Genomic DNA, 14,480 nt, shown 5'->3' with positions numbered 1-14,480 from the left:
TCAGGGCACGGTCAGAGCAGCCCGTCCCACATCTGCTCAAGCAGCACCGACCACCAGCTCTCCGGCGAAGCGAGCGCCGCCGGGTCGAGCGCGGCCAACTGCGCCTGGAAGTCGACCGTCCAGCGGCCCGCCTGCTCGGGGTTGAGCCCGAACCGCAGCCGCCACATCCGGCCGAGCAGCGCCAGACACCGTACGAACTCGGGCAGCCCCGAGTTCACGAACTGCGGCGGCACCGACTGACCGCCGGGCCCCGCCTCCACCGGCACCGCCACGATGTTCGCGGTCCCGTACTGGACACAGATCGCCCGCCCGAAGTCCGAACCCATCACCAGGTACGACCCCGCGTCCGCGGCCGGCTGCACACCGCGTTGCTGCGCCAGCTCGGCCAGCGTCGGCACCGGCTGACCGGGCACGGCCTGCGCCCAGAAGAACGGCCCGAAGTCCACCGGCAGACCCGCCCACACCAGCGTCACGGCCACGGCCTCCGGCACGCCCTGACGCGACACCGCCCGCTGGTCGAAGCGGAAGACACCCTGCGGGCCGAACGCGCCCGCCAGCTCGTGCGCCACGCCCTCCGGCGGCAGCGGCGGCAGCGGCTGCACCGGCACCAAAGGCGCCCGCACCGGCTGCGGCCTGGCCGGACCGTCCGCGACCTGCGCCAACTCGCCCTGGTGGGTGAGCAGATGCTGGACGCCCTGACGGCGCGAGGCATGGTCCTTACCGTAGGGAGCCACGTTCGTGATCCGCACCTGCGGCCACTGCTCGCGGATCATCCGCGCACAGTATCCGCCCGGCAGCTCGCACGACTCCAGCTCGGTGTGCAACTCCAGCACATGGTCCGCGGGCACGTTCATCGCCCGCAGCTCATGGAAGATCTGCCACTCCGGATGCGGAATGCCGGGCGCCGAACGGCGGATGAGCTGCTGCTCGGAACCGTCGGGCGCGCGGTAGCGCAGCACGGCCTGATACCCGGGACCGACCGTCGGCAGCCCGGTCGGGGGCTGCTGCGGATAGCCGTACGCGGGCGGCGGCGTCTGCGGTACGGGCCCACCCGGCGGCATCCCGGGAGGACCGGGCGGCATGGGGGCGCCGGGCGCACCAGGGGCTCCCGGCGGACCGGGGGGCATCGGCGCACCAGGACCCCCAGGCCCCATCTGCGCGGGCCCCGCCAACATCGTCGCCGCCTGATGCACACCACCAGGCGGCGTACCCGGCACACCGGGCGCACCCGGAGGCATCGGAGCACCGGGCGGCATCGGAGCGCCGGGCGCACCAGGGGCTCCCGGCGGACCGGGAGGCATCGGAGCACCCGGACCACCAGGACCCATCTGCGCGGGCCCCGCCAACATCGTCGCCGCCTGATGCACACCACCAGGCGGCGTACCCGGCACACCAGGCGCACCAGGCATCCCGGGAGGACCGGGCGGCATCGGAGCACCCGGCGCACCAGGGGCACCAGGGGCACCAGGGGCACCAGGGTGCATCGGAGCACCGGGCGCACCCGGAGGCATTGGCGCGCCAGGGCCACCCGGGCCCAGCTGGCTCGGGTCGGCCAGCATCGTCGCCGCCTGGTGCACACCGCCCGGCGAGGGCGGTGGCGGCGTCGGCGGGCCGGGCGGCTGCGGACCGTCGGGGCCGAGCTGCGACACCAGCTGCGTCGGCAGATAGCCGCCGGCCGGCGCACCCGGCGGCGGAGTCGAACCCGGCACCGGAGCGGCGGGCAGCCGCGCACCGGGCGTGCCCGGCGCACCCGGCGGCGGCGGAGTCGTAGAACCCCCGCCCCGCGCCGCCCGCGCACCCGGCGGCGGCCCAACTGCCTTGCTGGTGGCGGCATCCGCGATGTCCCCCGCACCCGAAGGCCCACCAGGACCCGTCGGCCGGACAGGCGGAACAGACGCGGCCGGAGCGCCCGGAGCCACCACCGGAGCACCCGGCAGCGGCGCACCCTCCGGGTCGATCGCGGGCGCCAGCGCCGTCGGCGGAAGCTGGCTGCCGCCCGCGATCAACGCGGTCTTGGCCTCCGGCGGCGCCTTCGGCGGCACGGCGTCTCCATCGTCCGAACCGGACAGCGCGGGCGCGAACACCGTCGCCGGCAGCGGCACCGAACCGTCCTCCGAACCGGCATTGGTGTCCGTACCCGCCCAGGGCGTACCCCCGGCGGGCGTACCCTGCGCGGCAGCGGCGGGCGCGGGCCACGCCGCCCCACCCGAAGCACCCCCACCCGAAGCGGGCGCGGAAGGCGCGGGCGAAGACGCGGCCGGCGCACCGGACCCGGCCGCACTCTCGCCCCGACGGTCCGGAATCCCCAGCTTGTCCGCCGCCTCCTGGAGCCACTCCGGCGGACTCAACAGGAACGACGTCTGATTCAGATCGATCCGCGCCGGAGCCTCGGGCACCGGCGAAACGTCCTCCGGCACCCCGTACTCCTCCTCGTACCGGCGGATCACCTCACCCACCGCCAACCCCGGCCACAGCGTCGCCTCACCGCTGTCCCGGGCGATCACCAGACGCTGCGCACCGCCGCCGCCAGACGGACCGTTCTCGCGGTCCTCGGCCCACACCACGAAACCCAGCTCGAACTCCCGCACCCGCACCTCCCGGTGCTGATACGCGGGCACATCGCCGTTGATCCACTCTTCCGCGCGCTCCTGCGCCTGAGCAAAAGTCACCATCGGCCGGCTCACTCCCCTACCGAGGTCGTCCCGACAGCGCGCGCGAAGCCGCCGTCCACCATCAGATTCGCCACGGTCTCCAGCTCCGGCGGATTGCCCGCGAGGCGGGCCAGGAACCCGTCGAAGTCGTCCCCGCAGGGCAGCAGCAACTGCTCCACCCGCTCGTTCACACTCAGCCCGTCCCGGTCCCGCGCGTCGTCGTACGCGCAGAACCACACCGAACCGGCCGCCGCACCCTTCACCTTCACCGCCAGGATGCCGCCCTGCACGAAGGCGACACCCAGATAGTCCTTGGTGAGATGGTCGCGCAGACACTTGTTGACGTACACCAGGTCATTGACCGCGGCCTCGTCGCGCACCGTGAAGAACGGCTGGTCGACCAGGAGCCCCAGCTCGGCGTCGAGCGCCGCCCCGACCGGGGCACAACCACCCGCCGCCTTCAGGAACGAGCGGTACGCACCCGGCAGCCGGTACCCCAAGTCCTCCTCCACACCCAGGAGTTGGGACTCCGACACCGACACCGAGCCCTTCGGGAGACCGAAGTGCGCGGGCCGCGTCTCCTGCAGCGGACGCGTACCGCGCTTGCCGTGCTCGACCTGCGTCGTCGCCAGACCGCCGTAATGACGCAGCAGCGCCTTCACCTCGACCGGCACCAACTCAAGCCGCCGGCCACCCGGCACGTGGTGCCAGGTCCAGCCGTGCGGCGTCGCCACCGCCGGAATCGTGTCCCACAGCTCATGGCCCGCGGCGGCCAGCGCCGCGTTCGCCGACACGTAGTCGGTCAACCGGAGCTCGTCCACCCCGAAACCCTCGGGCGGCTCCGCTATCTCCGCCGCCGCGCGGGCGTACGCCGAGAAATCCGGGAAGCCGTGCTCATCCACCGGCACCCCTCTGGGATGCCGGGAGGCCCGGACCGGATCCGGGAAGTGCACGACCTGCCCGGCATAGGCCGCGTTCGGTGGCGCGGCATGCTGCCCGAGCCGACCTGTCGTCATGGCGGTTGCCCCCTGCTGCGTGCTGGCGTCTGGCTGGTGAGGACCAGACTATGCGGTGAGGCAATACCGGGTACCGGCCCCGCAATTCGGTCACCACCCGTCACAGCCGCATCACCGTCCGCCCCCGACGCGCGGGTTTCCACGCCCCAGCTTCCGTACCAGCGGCCGCATTTGGCAGGCTGTCCCCGCAACTCGGGGGCGCTGACACCCGCGGCTGAAGCCGCGGGCAGTGGGAGGGACACAGCACCATGCACACCGCACCACGCGAAACATCCGCCACAAACGCGATAAATACGACACCCGGCGATCCACGCCTCAACTGGAGCGCCACCACCACCGCGCCCGCACCCTTACTGCGCCACCGCCGCGACGGCATCCTCCCCGCCGTCGCCGCCGCACTCTCCGTCCGCGGCGAAACCCTCACCTGCACCGCGGGCAAAGGCGAACAACCCCCCGTCCTGCACGCCCTCGTCCAGGACTACCTCGACACCCTCACCAGCAACCAACGCGAACGCTTCACCGGCCGCTGCCCCGAAGCGATCCTGCTCTCCCGACACCTGACCAGCGTCGAGACCAACCGCTCCAAACGCGCCCAGCGCAAACCCCTCACCCACGGCGAAGCCCGCCGCGCCCTCAAACACGCCAAACTCACCGCCCGCCGCATACGCGAAGACGGCGACCCCCTCCACGGCAGCTACGCACCACCCTGCCGCTCCTGCACCGCCCTGCTCGCCCACTTCGGCGTACGCAGCGTCGAACCCTAAACCCCCACACCCTCTGCACGGAAAGGCCGCCGATGCCGGACATCTCCACCACCCGCTTCCCCGTCCCCGTCGACGCCGCCCTGCGCACCGCCGGCTGGCAACCCGGACGCTGGGACATCCGACAAGCCGAAGCCTGGGCCGACGTCCTGCGCGGCCACACCTCACCCGCCGGCCACCGCCACACCGTCTTCCCCGCCGCCGTCGAAGCCTGGGCCGAATTCGGCGGCCTACGCCTCACCGCCCCCGGCCCCGGCCGCCGCAACGCCCCCGCCACCCTGCGCTTCGACCCCCTCGCCGGCCTCCACCTCGCCCGCACCCTCGCCGACCTCGGCCGCGCCCTCGAAACCGACATCGCCCCGCTCGGCGAAGAAGGCGACCAGCAGGCCGTACTCGCCATCGACACCCACGGCCGCGTCTACTCCCTCGACCACACCGGCGACTGGTACCTCGGCCCCGACATCGACCACGCCCTCAACACCCTCATCACCGGCACCCAGCCCATCCGCCTCACCTCGGGCTGAACACCAACGGCACCCGGGGCGGACCGCGCGGGCAGGATGCACACGACACACCGTGGCAAGAGGGCGGGCGAGACGCACGGGGACGTACCGGGGGCAGCGGGCGCGGGCGAGACGCACGGGGGGTGGGCAGAAGGCACGGGCGAGACGCACGGGGACGCGCAGGATCCGCCGGACACGCACCCGCCAACCGGCAGCAGCGGGCCGGAGCACAACCCCGGACGCACCAGACGCGCACCGGTGCCGACCAGCGGAAACCGCTAAGAAACCACCGACGCCCGGTCCGGCAGCACCGCCGACACCCGGAACCCGCCCGCGTCCGTCACCCCCGACACGAACACCCCGCCCAGCGCCGTAACCCGCTCCCGCATCCCCACCAGACCATTGCCACCGCTCGGCAACCCCGCATCCGCCGTGACACCGTCCGCAGGCCCGTTCTCCACCTGCATCGCCACCTCGGCCTCCCGATGCGCAAGCCGCACCATCACCTTCGCGCCCGCCGCATGCTTGTGCACATTGGTCAGCGCCTCCTGGATCACCCGGTACGCCGTCTGCTCCACCAGCGCGTCATACCCCCGCGCCTCCCCCTGCACCAACAGCTCCACCACCATCCCGGCCTCCCGGGACTGCCCCACCAACGCCTCGATGTCCGCCAGACACGGACCCTCCTCCGCAGCCGCCGCAGCCGCGGCCGCCGCGAGCCCCACCGCCGCCAACGGCACCGGAACCACCGGCACCGCAACCGGCTGCTGATCCGCCGCCCGCAGCACCCCGAGCATCTCCCGCAACTCCGTCAACGCCTGCCGCCCCATGTCACCGACCAGCGCCGCATTCTTGACGGCCTTCTCCGGATCCTTGCGCGCCACCGCCTGCAACGCCGCCGCATGCACCACCATCAGCGACACCCGATGCGCCACCACATCGTGCATCTCCCGGGCAATCCGCGTCCGCTCCTCCGTACGCGCCCACTCAGCCCGCTCCTCAGCCCGGTCCGCGAGCAGCGACAACTCCCGCTCCAACGAATCCGCCCGCTCCCGCAACGACTCCATCAACCGCCGCCGCGCCCCTATATACAGCCCGTACAGAAGCGGCGGACCCGTGATCCCGAGCGACATCACCACCGACACCAGCGGCACATACCAATGCCCCGGGTCGTACTCACCGCGCGCCACACCCTGATGCATCCGCACGAACGTGACGATGAACGTCCCCGCCACCGACATCCCCGCCAGCGCCGCCGTAATCCGGCGCGGCACCTCAGAAGCGGCCAGCGTGTACAGCCCCACCACGCTCAGAATGAACCCCATGCTGGCCGGCGTCACAGCGATCGAGACCAGCACCACGGCAATCGGCCACCGCCGCCGCAGCAACAGCGAAGCCCCCGAAACCAGCCCGAGCAACACCCCGGCCGGCACGGGCAACCCCGCGTCCCGCGCGAAACTCACCCCCTCCGCCGCACACTCCAGCGCGGAGAACACCCCGAGCGAGACATCCAGCACCGCGCTGCGCCTGCGCTCCCACCACCACCAGCCACGGGAGGTCAACCCCGTGGCTTCCTGGTAAGCCCCCGTTGTGGTCATAGCACCCAGCCTACGGGCGGCCGCGAACGTTTTTCCGTCGGCTTGCACAGCACGAAATCTCATCGAACACGCCAGAAATGGGTGGCGATCCCACGATGTAGTGAATCGACCGGATATTCGAGCGGGCGTCCGCATCCCGGACGAGCGTGTCCGTATGACATCCACCACACCCGGCAAATACGCCGACTTCGAAGGCCTCCGCCAGCAGGCCATCGCACTGCGCCGCGAGGGACTGAGCCTGCGCCAGATACGCGACCGCCTGCACGTCGACAACAACGACATCCTCCACCGGCTGGTGAAGGGCGAGCCGCCGCCGGAGTGGACGAAGCGCCCCAACGCCAAGGACGACCTGCGCGACCGCGCGAGAGAGCTCCGCAAGGAGGGCATGACGTACGACCAGATCCAGGTCGAGCTCGGCTGCTCGAAGAGCTCGATATCGCTGTGGGTACGCGATCTGCCGAAGCCGGAACCCCGCTACACGGACGAGGAGCAGCGCACCCTGATGAACGAAGGCCTCGCCCGCCTTCGCTCAGCTCAGGACGCGGAGCGCCAAGCAGCCAAAAGGGCGGCGCGCGACGAGATCGGGCGACTCTCCGACCGGGAGCTCTTCATTGCTGGCGTGGCGCTCTACTGGGCCGAGGGAGCCAAGGACAAGACGTACCGCCGCAGCGAGCAACTGCAGTTCATCAACAGCGACCCCAACGTGATCAAGCTGTACCTGCGCTGGCTGGAGCTCCTGGGGGTCTCGCGTGAGCGCATGCGCTTCCGTGTCAGCATCCATGAGTCGGCGAATGTCGCCGAGGCCGAACAGTTCTGGGCCGACCTGGCCGGGGTGGACGCCTCGACCTTCCAGCGAGCCACGCTCAAGAGGCACAACCCGCGCACCACGCGAAAGAACGTCACTGAGGCTTACCGGGGCTGCCTGGTGATCTACGTGACCAAGGGCGCCGAGCTCTACCGTCGCATGGAAGGTGCTTGGTACGGCATAGTGTTGGGTGCCGATCCGGCGACCTGACCCAATGTCCGGTTTAGTCGGTTTTCATCCCTCGTGGTGTAATTGGCAGCACTGGGGCTTTTGGTGCCCTATGTCCGGGTTCGAGTCCTGGCGAGGGAGCAACGCAGTGGGTCCTGGCCGTCGAAGTCAGGACCCGCCGCATTTCCCCCGCCCCCACCCCGATTTCATCCGCGAAACCCCCCGGTATCCTTCGGTTGTCCACCCCCCGAAGCCGAAGGGCACCTCCGTGAGCGCAACCCGCCCGGCCGCCGTCGTCGTCCTCGCCGCGGGTGAGGGCACCCGCATGAAGTCGGCCACTCCCAAGGTTCTGCACGAGATCTGCGGGCGCTCGCTCGTCGGCCACGTCGTGGCAGCCTCCCGTGAGCTGGACCCCGAGCACCTCGTCGTGGTCGTGGGCCACGCCCGGGAGCAGGTCTCCGCCCACCTCGGTGCGATCGACGCCGGGGTGCGTACCGCGGTCCAGTACGAGCAGAACGGCACGGGGCACGCCGTCCGGATGGCGCTGGAGGAGCTGGGCCAGTCCATCGAGGGCACGGTCGTGGTGGTGTGCGGCGACACCCCGCTGCTGACGGGTGCGACGCTGGCCGAGCTGACCCGGGCGCACAACGCGGACGGCAACGCCGTCACCGTGCTGACCGCCGAGGTCGCCGACTCCACGGGTTACGGCCGCATCGTGCGGGACGACGTCTCCGGTGCGGTCACCGCGATCGTCGAGCACAAGGACGCGAGCGAGGCGCAGCGGGCGATCCGGGAGATCAATTCCGGGGTGTTCGCGTTCGATGGTGCGCTGCTGGCGGATGCGCTGGGCAAGGTGCGGACGGACAACAGTCAGGGTGAGGAGTATCTGACTGATGTGCTGGGGATTCTGCGGGAGGCGGGGCATCGGGTCGGGGCGTCGTTGGCGGGTGATTTCCGGGAGATTCTGGGGATCAACAATCGGGTGCAGTTGGCTGAGGCGCGTCGGTTGTTGAATGACCGGCTGCTGGAGCGGGCGATGTTGGCGGGTGTGACCGTCGTGGACCCTGCGACCACTTTTGTGGATGTGCAGGTGACGTTCGAGCAGGATGCGGTGGTGCTTCCGGGGACGCAGTTGCTGGGTTCGACGCATCTGGGTTCGGGTGCGGAGGTGGGGCCCAACTCCCGTCTGACGAACACTCTGGTCGGCAAGGATGCTCGGGTCGACAACGCGGTCTCGTACGACTCGGAGGTGGGTGAGGGTGCGACGGTCGGTCCGTACGCCTATCTGCGTCCGGGTACGCGTCTTGGTCTGAAGGCCAAGATCGGTACGTATGTGGAGACGAAGAACGCGACGATCGGTGCGGGGACGAAGGTTCCGCATCTCTCGTATGTCGGGGACGCGACGATCGGTGAGTACACCAATATCGGTGCGGCCAGCGTGTTCGTGAATTATGACGGTGAGGCCAAGCACCACACGACGATCGGTTCGCACTGCAAGACGGGTTCGGACAACATGTTTGTTGCTCCTGTCACAGTGGGGGACGGTGCGTACACCGCTGCGGGGTCGGTGATCACGAAGGATGTGCCGCCGGGTTCGCTGGCTGTCGCCCGTGGCCAGCAGCGGAATATTGAGGGTTGGGTGGAGCGTAAGCGTCCGGGTAGTGCTTCCGCGCAGGCTGCTCAGGCTGCGGCCGAGCAGCCGGGTGGGGAGAACTGACCGGATTCGGGTGCGTCTTTCACGGCGTACCGTGATAGGTGCACATATTCGGCTGGCTCGCCGCGAAAGGGACCGCGCGGGCGCAGCAGCATCGAACACGTCTGAGGAGACTGTGCTGTGACCGGGATCAAGACGACCGGCGAGAAGAAGCTGATGCTCTTCTCCGGCCGCGCCCACCCCGAGCTGGCCGAGGAGGTTGCGCACCAGTTGGGTGTGGGCCTCGTGCCGACGAAGGCCTTCGACTTTGCGAACGGTGAGATCTACGTTCGTTTTCAGGAGTCGGCCCGTGGTGCGGACTGCTTCCTGATCCAGAGCCACACGGCTCCGATCAATAAGTGGATCATGGAGCAGTTGATCATGATCGACGCCCTGAAGCGGGCGTCGGCGCGGTCCATCACCGTGATCGTTCCGTCGTACGGCTATGCCCGTCAGGACAAGAAGCACAAGGGCCGTGAGCCGATCTCGGCGCGTCTGGTGGCCGATCTGCTGAAGACGGCGGGTGCGGACCGCATCCTGACCGTCGATCTGCACACGGACCAGATCCAGGGCTTCTTCGACGGTCCGGTGGACCACCTGACCGCGCTGCCGGTCCTCGCGGACTACGTGGGTGCGAAGGTCGACCGTTCGAAGCTGACGATCGTGTCGCCGGACGCGGGCCGGGTGCGGGTCGCCGACCGCTGGTGCGACCGCCTTGACGCGCCGCTGGCGATCGTCCACAAGCGCCGTGACAAGGACGTCGCCAACACGGTGACGGTCCATGAGGTCGTCGGTGACGTGAAGGGCCGCGTCTGCGTCCTGGTGGACGACATGATCGACACGGGTGGCACGATCTGCGCCGCCGCGGACGCGCTGTTCGCGCACGGTGCGGAGGACGTCATCGTGACGGCCACGCACGGCATCCTGTCGGGTCCCGCCGCGGACCGGCTGAAGAACTCCAAGGTGAGCGAGTTCGTGTTCACGAATACGCTGCCGGACCCGTCGGACCTGGAGCTCGACAAGATCACGGTGCTTTCGATCGCTCCGTCGATCGCGCGTGCGGTGCGCGAGGTCTTCGAGGACGGCTCGGTGACGAGTCTCTTCGAGGAGAACTAGCTCGCAGTCGCGAACTGGCTTGTAGTTGTACGGAGTTGGGGCCGCGTCCGGTGTTCACCGGGCGTGGCCCCTTCTTCATGTCCGGGCTTCATGTCCGGGCTTCATGTCCGGGCTTCATGTCCGGGCTTCATGTCCGGGCTTCATGTCCGGGCTTCATGTCCGGGCTTCATGTCTGCGCTCGCGTTCATGCCCGCGCGCGCAGTGCGTCGACGGCGATTCGGGCGGCCCGGCCGATCGCGGCGTCGGCTGCGGGCAGGGTGGCGGCGGTGGAGGCGGCGCGGGTGAACACTGCGACGGCGTAGCGCCCGCCGTCGGGGTATTCGATCACTCCGGCTTCGTGGCGCAGGGTGGGCAGGGTGCCGGTCTTGCCGCAGACGCGTACGTCGTCGAAGGGGAATCCAGAGGCGAGGCGGTGGCTCCAGGTCTGGACGCCGAGGACGGCTCTGAGTTCCTCGCCCCATGCGCCGCCGCAGACTTCGTCACGCCAGATGGCGGCGAGCAGGGTGGCGATCTCCTTGGGGGTGGAGCGGTTGGTGCGGGTGGGGTCGAGGACGGTGAGGCGGGCGACGGCGGCGGGGTCGACGAGGGCCCCGGGGCCGGTTTCGCCGGTGTCGGTGACCATCGTGGCGTAGAGGGTGGCCTGGTTGTGGACGGCGGTGGTGCGGCGCAGTCCGAGGGCGGTCATGGTGGCGTTGACGGTGTCGAGGCCGAGGTGGTCCCAGAGGATGTCGGCGGCGGCGTTGTCGCTGACGGCGATGGTGAGGGAGGCGAGGTCGCGCAGGGAGAGCCGGGCGGCGTCGCGCATGACGGCGAGGCCGGTGGGTCCGGGGGCGCGGGGGGCTGCGGGGATGTCGACGGGGGTGGTGGGGTCGATGCGGCCTGCGGCGGCTTCGCGGTAGAGCGTGGCGATGAGGCAGAGCTTGTGGACGCTGGCGGTGGAGACGGGGGTGTCGGCGGCGAGGGTGATGTCGGCGCCGGTGTCGATGTCGGTGGCGCAGAGCGCTCCGGTGGTTCCGGCGTCGGTGAAGGCGGCGGTGATGCGGCCGCGTACGGGGGTGTTCACAGCGGGAACTCCGATGCGGGGCGGGGGAAGAGGCGCCGCTGGGTGGCGGTGGGGATGAGTCCTGCGTGGTCGCGCAGGACTTCGTGGGCGGCTTCGGTGAAGAGGCGGACGGCGGGTCCGTCGCGTCCGGCGGGCCAGGCGGTGGAGGTGCGCCAGGTGAGGGGGTTGGTGCGCAGGGGGCGCCAGGTGGTGCCGGGTTCGGGGGGTGGTTGGGGTACGAGGGCGGTGACGTGGGTGCCGGACAGGACGAGGGCGCGGGTGAATTCGAGGCCGGCGACTTCGCGGACGGCGGTGGGGGTGCAGCCGTGGCGGGCGCAGGCGGTGAGGGTTTCGTCGTGGAGGGCGGGGGCGGTGTGGCGGGGGAAGAGGACGAGTTCGCGGCCGTCGAGTTGGCGTACGTCGATCTCGGTGTGCTGGGCGAGGGGGTCGGTGTCGGCGAGGAGGGCGCCGAGTGGCTGGTGGAGTTGGGGGCCGAAGCGGAGGCCGGTGGCGGGGCAGGGGTGGCGGACGATGCCGGCGTCGAGGGTGCCGGCGGTGAGTTCGGCGGTCTGCTCGGCGGTGCCGAGTTCGCGGAGGTCGAGTTCGCCGCCGGGGCTGCGGGCGCGGTAGGCGGTGAGGAGGGCGGCGATGGTGGCGCCGCCGAGTTGGGGCGGGACGGCTGCGCGCAGGGTGCCGGCGGCGCCGCCCTGGACGTGGGTGACGAGGGTGCGGAGCCGGTCGGCGGCGTCGAGGAGGGGGTCGGTCTCGGCGAGGACGAGGCGGCCCGCGGGGGTGAGGGTGGCGCCGGTGCGGCCGCGGTCGAAGAGGCGGACGCCGAGTTCGCGTTCCAGGCGCTGGATGCGCTGGGAGAGGGAGGGCTGGGCGACGCGCAGGCGTTCGGCGGCGCGGCCGAAGTGCTGTTCCTCGGCGACGGTGCGGAAGTACCTGAGGTGCAGCAGCAGGTCCATGAGCGGCAAGGATAGGCGAATGGCTATGGCGGTGGATCCGATAGCCGGGTGGCTCGGGTTGATCCAATTGGGTCGTCGGGGGCTCGCCGGGTAGTCTGGGGAAGTTGCTCGGCGAGGGAGGCCGTACCTGGGGTACGGCGGTCCGTTATCGACGCGCTCTTCGTAGCAGGCCAGTCGTGGCCGGGTGACCGTCGTTTTCTGGATCACTTTCTACGAGGAGTGCACATGTCCGAGGTCAAGCTCGCCGCCGACGTCCGTACCAGCTTCGGCAAGGGCGCCGCCCGCAGCATCCGCCGTGAGAACAAGGTTCCCGGTGTCATCTACGGTCACGGCACCGAGCCGGTCCACGTGACCCTGCCGGGCCACGAGCTGCTGCTCGCGCTGCGTACCGCGAACGTTCTGCTGTCCCTGGACATCGACGGCAAGACCGAGCTCGCCATCCCGAAGGCCGTCCAGCGTGACGCGATCAAGGGTTACCTGGTCCACGTCGACCTGCTGCTCGTCAAGAAGGGCGAGAAGGTCACGGTCGAGGTCGCCGTGGAGACCGAGGGCGAGCTGGCCCCGGGCAGCTTCCTGGTCGAGAACGTGCTGAACACGCTGTCGGTCGAGGCCGAGGCCACCCACATCCCGACCTCGGTCACCGTGTCCATCGCGGGCCTGGAGGCCGGCGCGGCCATCCACGCCAAGGACATCAAGCTGCCGGCCGGCACCACCCTGGCCACCGACCCCGAGGCCGTCGTCATCCAGATCCTGGCCGCGCAGGCCGAGGAGCCGGCCGCCGAGACCGAGGCCGAGGGCGCCGAGGCCTGAGCCGCGCGCTCTGCCTGGGTTTCCGTGCCGGGCACGGACTCCGACGGGGCGGCGGGCCACACTTGGCCCGCCGCCCCGTTTTTTCCTGTGTACGTACGTGAGGAGACGCAGCCCCCATGGCGACCGAGATGACGACCGACGCGAACGCACCCTGGCTGATCGTGGGCCTCGGCAATCCCGGTCCGGAGTACGCCGCGAACCGGCACAACGTCGGGTTCATGGTCGCCGATCTGCTCGCGGAGCGGATGGGCGGCAGGTTCAAGGCGCACAAGGCGCGGGCGCAGGTGGTGGAGGGGCGGATCGGTCCGCCGGGCCCGTTCAACCGGCGGGTGGTGCTGGCGAAGCCGATGTCGTACATGAACCTGTCGGGTGGTCCGGTGACGGCGCTGCGGGACTTCTACAAGGTGCCGGTGGCCAATATCGTCGCCGTCCATGACGAACTGGACATCGACTACGGGGTGTTGAGGCTGAAGCTGGGCGGTGGCGACAACGGGCACAACGGTCTGAAGTCGATCACCAAGTCGCTGGGGGCGGACTATCACCGGGTGCGGTTCGGGATCGGGCGGCCGCCGGGGCGGATGCAGGTGGCGGACTTCGTGCTGAAGGATTTCTCCTCGGCGGAGCGCAAGGAGCTCGGCTACTTCGTGGACCGGGCGGCCGATGCGGCCGAGGCGCTGGTCATCGAGGGCCTGGAGCGGGCCCAGTCGACGTACAACTCCTGACAACTCCTTCCCAACCGCTGGGCTAAGGTTGACCGGGCGCGTCCGTACGCGTCAGGATCGCGCCCCATGACGAAGCGGAGCCGAACCTTCCTGCTCGCTGTGCGGCGGGCCGCGATGGCCCTGGTCGCCGCGCTGCTCCTGGTCGCCGGGGCCTGGTCGTCGTGGGGCACCGCCCAGCACGTGGTCCTCGCCAAGGGCCGCGACCACGGGACGCTGGCGGTGACGGGGTGCACGGGCGATGTGTGCAGCGGCCGCTACCGGCCTGCGGCGGGCTCGCCGTCGCACCCGGGTATGACGATCACCAAGTCGGTCGCGGTCCGGCGGGGCGAGGACGTGGCGGTGGTCGTCAAACCGGGCACGGACGAGGCGGTACGCAGCGACACGGCGGGCATCCTGTACGCCTGGCTCCCGCTGGCCGGCGCGCTGCTGCTGGCGGCGCTGGTCATCGGCGGCGGCGTCCGCCTGACCCGCACGGCGTGGGTGACGGGGTGCGTGGGGGCGGCCTTGATGGCGGCGACGTTCATCGCGCTGTAGCTGCCCTGGGGTCCGGGGGGGGGGGGGGGGGGGGGGGGGGGGGGGGGGGGGGGGGGGGGGGGGGGGCGGCGCCCCCCCGCCCGGGGGGGGGCG

Annotated in this window: 13 protein-coding genes and 1 tRNA gene; 9 read left to right on the top strand and 5 right to left on the bottom strand. The window is 70.6% G+C overall.

Annotated elements, in window-relative coordinates; all coding sequences use genetic code 11:
* Positions 1 to 11: 11 nt before the first annotated feature.
* Together ACIBK6_RS40590 and ACIBK6_RS40585 are read right to left on the bottom strand one after the other, a co-directional pair.
* A complete protein-coding gene (locus ACIBK6_RS40590; RefSeq protein ID WP_399058213.1) occupies positions 12 to 2,672 on the bottom strand; it encodes an SUKH-4 family immunity protein in 2,661 nt (886 codons plus the stop codon).
* A gap of 8 nt (positions 2,673 to 2,680) precedes the next feature.
* Positions 2,681 to 3,667, bottom strand: a complete 987-nt coding sequence (locus tag ACIBK6_RS40585) for an SMI1/KNR4 family protein (protein ID WP_399058211.1) — start codon at positions 3,665 to 3,667, stop codon at positions 2,681 to 2,683.
* A gap of 248 nt (positions 3,668 to 3,915) precedes the next feature.
* Here ACIBK6_RS40585 and ACIBK6_RS40580 point away from each other — a divergent pair, with 248 nt between their 5' ends.
* Both ACIBK6_RS40580 and ACIBK6_RS40575 read left to right on the top strand, forming a co-directional pair.
* A complete protein-coding gene (locus tag ACIBK6_RS40580) occupies positions 3,916 to 4,431 on the top strand; it encodes a YwqJ-related putative deaminase (protein ID WP_399058209.1) in 516 nt (171 codons plus the stop codon).
* Positions 4,432 to 4,463: 32 nt separating this feature from the next.
* Positions 4,464 to 4,952: an SUKH-3 domain-containing protein gene (locus tag ACIBK6_RS40575; protein WP_399058207.1), complete on the top strand. Its 489-nt coding sequence runs from the start codon at positions 4,464 to 4,466 to the stop codon at positions 4,950 to 4,952.
* Between the two features lie 257 nt (positions 4,953 to 5,209).
* Here the strand turns inward: ACIBK6_RS40575 and ACIBK6_RS40570 are convergent, their stop codons facing one another.
* On the bottom strand, positions 5,210 to 6,529 hold the full coding sequence (locus ACIBK6_RS40570) for a sensor histidine kinase (protein WP_399058205.1): 1,320 nt from the start codon (positions 6,527 to 6,529) through the stop codon (positions 5,210 to 5,212).
* A gap of 154 nt (positions 6,530 to 6,683) precedes the next feature.
* On the opposite strand from ACIBK6_RS40570, the gene ACIBK6_RS40565 reads away from it, so the two are divergent.
* The 4 genes from ACIBK6_RS40565 (at position 6,684) to ACIBK6_RS40550 (ending at position 10,311) form a co-directional block, all read left to right on the top strand.
* A complete protein-coding gene (locus tag ACIBK6_RS40565) occupies positions 6,684 to 7,544 on the top strand; it encodes a hypothetical protein (RefSeq protein WP_399058203.1) in 861 nt (286 codons plus the stop codon).
* A 27-nt stretch (positions 7,545 to 7,571) separates the two neighbouring features.
* Positions 7,572 to 7,643: transfer RNA gene (locus ACIBK6_RS40560), tRNA-Gln, on the top strand.
* A gap of 127 nt (positions 7,644 to 7,770) precedes the next feature.
* Positions 7,771 to 9,219: a bifunctional UDP-N-acetylglucosamine diphosphorylase/glucosamine-1-phosphate N-acetyltransferase GlmU gene (glmU, locus tag ACIBK6_RS40555; protein WP_399058201.1), complete on the top strand. Its 1,449-nt coding sequence runs from the start codon at positions 7,771 to 7,773 to the stop codon at positions 9,217 to 9,219.
* 117 nt (positions 9,220 to 9,336) lie between these two features.
* A complete protein-coding gene (locus tag ACIBK6_RS40550; RefSeq protein WP_053725021.1) occupies positions 9,337 to 10,311 on the top strand; it encodes a ribose-phosphate diphosphokinase in 975 nt (324 codons plus the stop codon).
* A gap of 184 nt (positions 10,312 to 10,495) precedes the next feature.
* Here the strand turns inward: ACIBK6_RS40550 and ACIBK6_RS40545 are convergent, their stop codons facing one another.
* A complete protein-coding gene (locus ACIBK6_RS40545; protein WP_399058199.1) occupies positions 10,496 to 11,374 on the bottom strand; it encodes a serine hydrolase in 879 nt (292 codons plus the stop codon).
* Positions 11,371 to 12,321, bottom strand: coding sequence for a LysR family transcriptional regulator (locus tag ACIBK6_RS40540; protein WP_399058197.1), 951 nt, complete (start codon positions 12,319 to 12,321; stop codon positions 11,371 to 11,373). Before ACIBK6_RS40540 ends, ACIBK6_RS40545 begins: the two co-directional genes overlap by 4 nt.
* A gap of 225 nt (positions 12,322 to 12,546) precedes the next feature.
* On the opposite strand from ACIBK6_RS40540, the gene ACIBK6_RS40535 reads away from it, so the two are divergent.
* From ACIBK6_RS40535 to ACIBK6_RS40525, 3 genes are all read left to right on the top strand, one after another.
* Complete coding sequence (locus tag ACIBK6_RS40535; RefSeq protein ID WP_399058195.1) at positions 12,547 to 13,131, top strand: 50S ribosomal protein L25/general stress protein Ctc; 585 nt, start codon at positions 12,547 to 12,549, stop codon at positions 13,129 to 13,131.
* A 128-nt stretch (positions 13,132 to 13,259) separates the two neighbouring features.
* Positions 13,260 to 13,853, top strand: coding sequence for an aminoacyl-tRNA hydrolase (pth, locus tag ACIBK6_RS40530; protein WP_399058232.1), 594 nt, complete (start codon positions 13,260 to 13,262; stop codon positions 13,851 to 13,853).
* A 66-nt stretch (positions 13,854 to 13,919) separates the two neighbouring features.
* Positions 13,920 to 14,387 (top strand): hypothetical protein, encoded by a 468-nt coding sequence (locus tag ACIBK6_RS40525; RefSeq protein ID WP_399058193.1) that lies wholly within the window; start codon positions 13,920 to 13,922, stop codon positions 14,385 to 14,387.
* Positions 14,388 to 14,480: the final 93 nt, after the last annotated feature.

Origin of the sequence: Streptomyces sp. NPDC050485 (assembly GCF_044458185.1) — a bacterium.
Classification (GTDB): Bacteria; Actinomycetota; Actinomycetes; order Streptomycetales; family Streptomycetaceae; genus Streptomyces.
This window is presented reverse-complemented; position numbering and strand designations above follow the sequence as displayed.